The organism is Frankia nepalensis (genome assembly GCF_016786325.1).
Lineage (GTDB): Bacteria > Actinomycetota > Actinomycetes > Frankiales > Frankiaceae > Pseudofrankia > Pseudofrankia nepalensis.
Window position 1 is genome coordinate 1 of sequence record NZ_JADWYU010000273.1, and the last position, 5333, is coordinate 5333.

Here is a 5333-nt window from a genome sequence, read left to right on the forward strand (position 1 = left end):
GGCACATCACGTTCGGGTTCGGCGCCCACTTCTGCCTCGGCGCGGCCCTGGCCCGCATGGAAGGCCAGATCGCGCTCGCCGGAACCCTCAAGCGCTTCCCCCGCTGGGAGATCGACGAGTCCAGGCTCGTCCCGGTCCAGACCAGCACCGTCCGCGGCTACAGCTCCGTCCCGATCTCCTTCGGCTGACGGAGCGCTCGTCTCTCCGATCCCGACCAGCGCAGATGGGTGTGCTCGCCATGAACCAGGACGAAGTGATCCGCTCGCTGAGCGAACGGCTCGCGCGGCTCGAGGACCTGGAGGAGATCCGCAAGCTGTACATCGACTACGGCCGGCACCTCGACGCGGGTGACCCGGCCGCGTACGCGGCGCTGTTCGCGCGCGACGCGAAACTGCGGCTTGGCCCGGTGATGCGCGCCGACGGCCGCGAACAGATCGAGCGGGCCGCCGCCCAGGTCGTCAAGCTCGCGCCCGACGGCTCGAAGAGCTCCGTCCACCTGCTCGGGTCACCCCTGGTCGAGCTCGCCGGGGACACCGCGACCGGCGAGTGCGTGTGGGCGGCGGTCTCCCGTGACGACGACGGCGCCCCGCGGGTGCTCGTCGGCCGCCACGTCGACGAGCTCGTGCGCGAGGACGGGCGCTGGCGGTTCGCGCGCCGCCGCGGCCTCATCGACATCGGGGCCCTCGGCTCCGGCTGACCCGGAGCCGCGCCGGCCCGCGCGGCCGGGCTGGCGGCCGACGCGGTCCGTCGGCCGACGCGGTCCGTCGGCCGGCCGGACAGCCGGCGGCCGTCGGCCGGCGGCCGGCTGTCCGCGCCCACCGCCCGCGCGCGATAGATAGATCTAGATATCTCGCGTCGAATGCACTAGAACCGATTTCAGACATCCGCTGCCGCTACCCCCGCGGGCTCGTCCCGCGCGGGTGGGACGGAGGCCACGTGCACCCTCGAACAGCCACGACGGACCAGGCCGGGAGCGTGACCAGGCGGCGGACGTACTGCCGGCTGTGCGAGGCGGGCTGCGGCCTGGTTGCCGAGGTCGGCCCGGCCGGCCGGATCCAGCGGGTCGCCCCCGACCGGGACCATCCCGTCACCCAGGGGTTCGCCTGCAACAAGGGCCTGCTCACCGGCGAGATCCACCACGACCCGGACCGGCTCGACCATCCGCAGGCCCGCGCCGAGTCCGGAGAGTTCCGGACGGTCGGCTGGGACGAGGCCCTCGACGGGATCGCCGGCCGGCTGCGGGAGGTGATCGACCGGCACGGGCCGTCGTCGGTCGCCGCCTACATCGGCAACCCGGGCGCGTTCAACGCGCTGGCCGGGCCGGCCGCCGGCCTCTTCGTGTTCCAGCTCGGCGGGAGCCGGCTGTTCGCCGCCTCTACCCAGGACTGCAACAACAAGTTCGCGATCAGCGAGGTGCTCTTCGGGTCGGCCCACGTGCACCTCATCCCGGACCTGGACCGCACCGACCACCTGTTGCTGCTCGGCACCAACCCCCGGGTCAGCAAGGGGTCGTTCCTGTCCGTGCCGAACCCGGTGGCGAAGCTGGCCGAGATCACCGCCCGCGGCGGCACGGTCCGCTTCGTCGACCCGCGCCACAGCGAGCCGGTCGTGGGCGAGACGGTGCAGATCCGTCCCGACACCGACGCCTACCTGCTCGCCGCCATGCTCCACGAGATCGACCGCTCGGTCGGCTTCGACGCGGCGGCGCTGGCGCGGGCGAAGAACGTCGACGGCCTGCGCGCGTTCCTCGCCGCGTTCGCGCCCGAACGGGTGGCGCCGGTCGTCGGCCTCGACGCCGGGACGATCATCCGGATGGCGCGGGAGTTCGCCGCCGCGCCGGCCGCGTCGGCGCACATGTCGACCGGCGTGAACATGGGCCGCCAGGGCGCGCTCGCCTACTGGCTGCTGCATCTGCTCGTGCTGTTCACCGGCAACCTCGACCGTCCCGGCGGCAACGTCTCCTCGACCCGAGGCCTGCCGGCGCACGGCGGCGCCGACGTGTCGCCGGACTCGTTCGTCCGGTCGAAGTGGGGCGACTACCGGCCCGTCTCCGCGATCCAGCCGGGCGCGCTGCTCGCGGACATGATCAACGACGACGAGTCCCCGATCCGGGCGTTGTTCGTCGTCGCCGGCAACCCGCTGCTGACCATCGGCGGCGGCGACCGGCTGGCGGACGCGCTGCGCGGCCTCGACCTGCTCGTCTGCCTCGACTTCTACCGCAACGCGACCGGAGAGCTCGCCGACTACGCGCTGCCGACCGCCGACTGGTTCGAGCGGGAGGACCTGAACAACTTCGTCCAGGGCACCCAGCCACGGCCGTACCTCGAATGGGCCGACAGGATCGTCGAGCCGGTCGGCGAGCGGCGCGAGGAGTGGCGGATCTTCGCCGCGCTCGGCGAGCGCCTCGGGCTCGCGCCCGTGCTGCGCCCCGACAGCCCGGACGTGATGGCCGACTACTTCGACACCCAGCTGGCGGCCGGCGGCCTGTCCATGGCCGCGCTGCGCCGCGCCGAGGGCGGCATCACCTTCCTCGACCCCACCGAGCCGGGGACGTTCCTCGACCGCAACCTGCCCGGCGACGGCCTGCTCGACTGCGCGCCCGAGATCCTCGCCGGCACGTTCGCGCGGGCCCACCAGATCTTCGACGAGCTGGCCACCGAGCCCGCCGACGCCCTCAAGCTGATCAGCCGCCGCACGCTGCACACCCTCAACTCCGCGCTGCAGAACGTCGAGAAGCTGAAGAGGACGCGGGCCGCGGACAACCCGCTCTACCTGCACCCGGTCGACGCCGAGCGGCTCGGCGTCGACGACGGCGGGGCGGTGCGGGTCGCGAGCGCGCACGGGAAGCTCGAGGCCACCGCCAGCCTGGACCCGAGCCTTCGCCCCGGCGTCGTGGCCATGACCCACGGCTTCGGCAACCAGGACACGACCGGGATGCCGGTCGCCCGCCGCTTCCCCGGCGTCAACGTGAACGCCCTGGCCCCGTCGGGCCCCGGCACCTTCGACCCGATCAGCGTGATGTCCCACCTGACCGGCATCGCCGTGACGGTCGAGCCGGTCGCGGCGGGCGGCGGCGTCGAGACGCCCTGAGCCCGACAGCTCCCGGCGGGTGGCGACACCACCCGCCACAGGGCCGGCAGGTCGGGGGAGTCGACGATCGCGAGCCGGTCCTCGTCCGTCCTGGCCAGGCCCGCCGGCGGAGGCCGGCGCCATGACGACCGGCCTGTCGGCGGTCGGGCCCGGGTTCGGCCCAGCGGCCAGCCTCGCCGATCATCGGCAGTGACCTCCTGCCGCCTTCCCGCGGCCCCGTGCCGTCCTCGTCGATCGGCGGGTCCTCGGCCGGGCGACGGAACATCATCTCGCGGGCGCGTCCGTCGACGGGCGCGGTTCCCTGGCCGCGAGGCCGCGGCGACCGCCACTGCGGCCAAACGATCTCACCTGTCGTAGTTCTGTGCGCACGTAGCGGCGTGAACGTCTACCGGTCTCATCCTTGGCCGAGAGGCTGTGTTTGATGTCGCTTGAAGCCTCTCAGTCGCGTTTGTGTCGCGGCCCACACCGCGTCAATATTGGCGTCAATATTGACAATTGTCCCGTTTTGGCGGTCTTATGTGCGGGGGAAGCGGACGGGGCGGGCCTCCTGTCCCGTGCGGGCCCACGGGCGCCCGCTGTTCCGTGAACCAGGGCCGGCGGGGAGGGGCACTTCGCTCTCCCGCGCGTGTCGTCCCGTACGGCGGTCTGGCCACCGCCGCCGGCGCCGCGCCCGTCCTGTGAGGTTGCGCACAACGACTCGAAGGAACGACGTCTCCGATGATGCTCCGTACTGGGCGCATGCGAGCCATGGCCGTGCTGTTGGCGGTGCTCGGTCTCGTGGCCGCGGCCTGTTCGAACTCCACGGGTGAGGACACGGGCGGCGGCGGTGGTGGTGACCAGGCGGTCTCCAGCGCGCCCGGTGTCACCGATTCCGAGATCCGTTTCTCCGTCCTCGGCACCAACACCAACAACCCGCTGGGGAACTGCCTCCTGGACTGCTACGCGGCGGGGGTGAAGGCCTACTTCGACTACCGGAACAGCGAGGGCGGGGTTCAGGGCCGCAAGCTCGTCATCGCGGAGGAGATCGACGACGCGCTCGGCGAGAACCAGAAGAAGGCGCTTCAGATCATCTCGGCGGACGACACCTTCGCCACGCTCAGCGCGCCGCAGCTCGCGGCCGGCTGGCCGGACCTGGCCAAGGCCGGCGTCCCGCTGTACGGGTGGGCCATCCACCCCGCCGAGATGAACGGGCAGGAGGGGATCTTCGGGAACGCCGCGGCGCCCTGCCTCGACTGCCCGGACCGGACCTTCCCCTATGTCGCCAAGCTGGCCGGCGCGACGAAGATCGCGGCCCTCGGTTACGGCATCACCGCCAACTCCAAGATGTGCGCCAACCAGATCACCAGCACGATCGACAAGTACAAGGCCGACACCGGCCAGGAGGTCGTCTACTCGAACGACTCGCTCGCGTTCGGCCTGCCCAACGGGATCGGTCCCGAGGTGACGGCGATGAAGGACGCCGGCGTCCAGCTCATCATCAGCTGCCTGGACCTCAACGCGATGAAGACCCTGGCTCAGGAGCTCAAGCGCCAGGGCCTTGACGGTCTTCCGATGTACCACCTGAACAGCTACAACCAGGAGGTCGTCGCGGGCGCGGAGGGGCTCTTCGACGGCGACTACATGAGCGTGATCTTCCGGCCCTTCGAGGCGAGCGACGGCGACACCGCGATGGCGAAGTTCAAGGAGTGGATCGCCAAGGGCGACGGCGAGCCCAACGAGCTCGCGATGTACGGCTGGATCAACGCGGACCTCGCCTACCAGGGCATCCTCAAGGCCGGCCCGGGCTTCACCCGTCAGTCCGTCATCGCCGCCACGAACACCCTGACGGACTACTCCGCGGACGGCCTCATCTGGCCCGTTGACTGGTCGCGCCAGCACGAGACGCCCACCGTCCAGGACCCCGTCACCCATGGCTACAAGCAGGAGTGCCGGGCCCTGGTCAAGGCCAACGGCGGCGCGTTCGAGCTGGTGGGCGGCACCAAGGACAAGCCGTTCGTCTGCTGGCCGGCCGAGAACGCCAAGTGGACGGAGCCGGTGCTCACCTCCTTCAAGTGACACCGAACTTCACGTGACACCGAACCGCCTCCGGCCTGCCCCAGGGTGAGCCGGACGGCGCGCGGGCGGCCGTCGGCGCGGGGATCGCGCGGCGGCCGCCCGGGGCCGGACCGGTCACCTCGACCGGGACGACTCCAGACGCCCCCGGGCGCGGGGGGGGGGCGGCCCCCCCCCCCCCCCCCCCCCCC

General features: G+C 72.0%; 4 protein-coding genes. All 4 read left to right on the forward strand.

The window, feature by feature from the left end:
* A partial coding sequence (locus I6A81_RS40125; protein ID WP_203007833.1) for a cytochrome P450 occupies positions 1 to 188 on the forward strand: 188 nt, incomplete at its 5' end.
* 50 nt (positions 189 to 238) lie between these two features.
* On the forward strand, positions 239 to 697 hold the full coding sequence (locus I6A81_RS40130; RefSeq protein ID WP_203007835.1) for a nuclear transport factor 2 family protein: 459 nt from the start codon (positions 239 to 241) through the stop codon (positions 695 to 697).
* 239 nt (positions 698 to 936) lie between these two features.
* Positions 937 to 3090 (forward strand): molybdopterin-containing oxidoreductase family protein, encoded by a 2154-nt coding sequence (locus tag I6A81_RS40135; protein ID WP_203007837.1) that lies wholly within the window; start codon positions 937 to 939, stop codon positions 3088 to 3090.
* 747 nt (positions 3091 to 3837) lie between these two features.
* Positions 3838 to 5145: an ABC transporter substrate-binding protein gene (locus I6A81_RS40140; RefSeq protein ID WP_238431086.1), complete on the forward strand. Its 1308-nt coding sequence runs from the start codon at positions 3838 to 3840 to the stop codon at positions 5143 to 5145.
* The last annotated feature ends 188 nt before the right edge of the window (positions 5146 to 5333 follow it).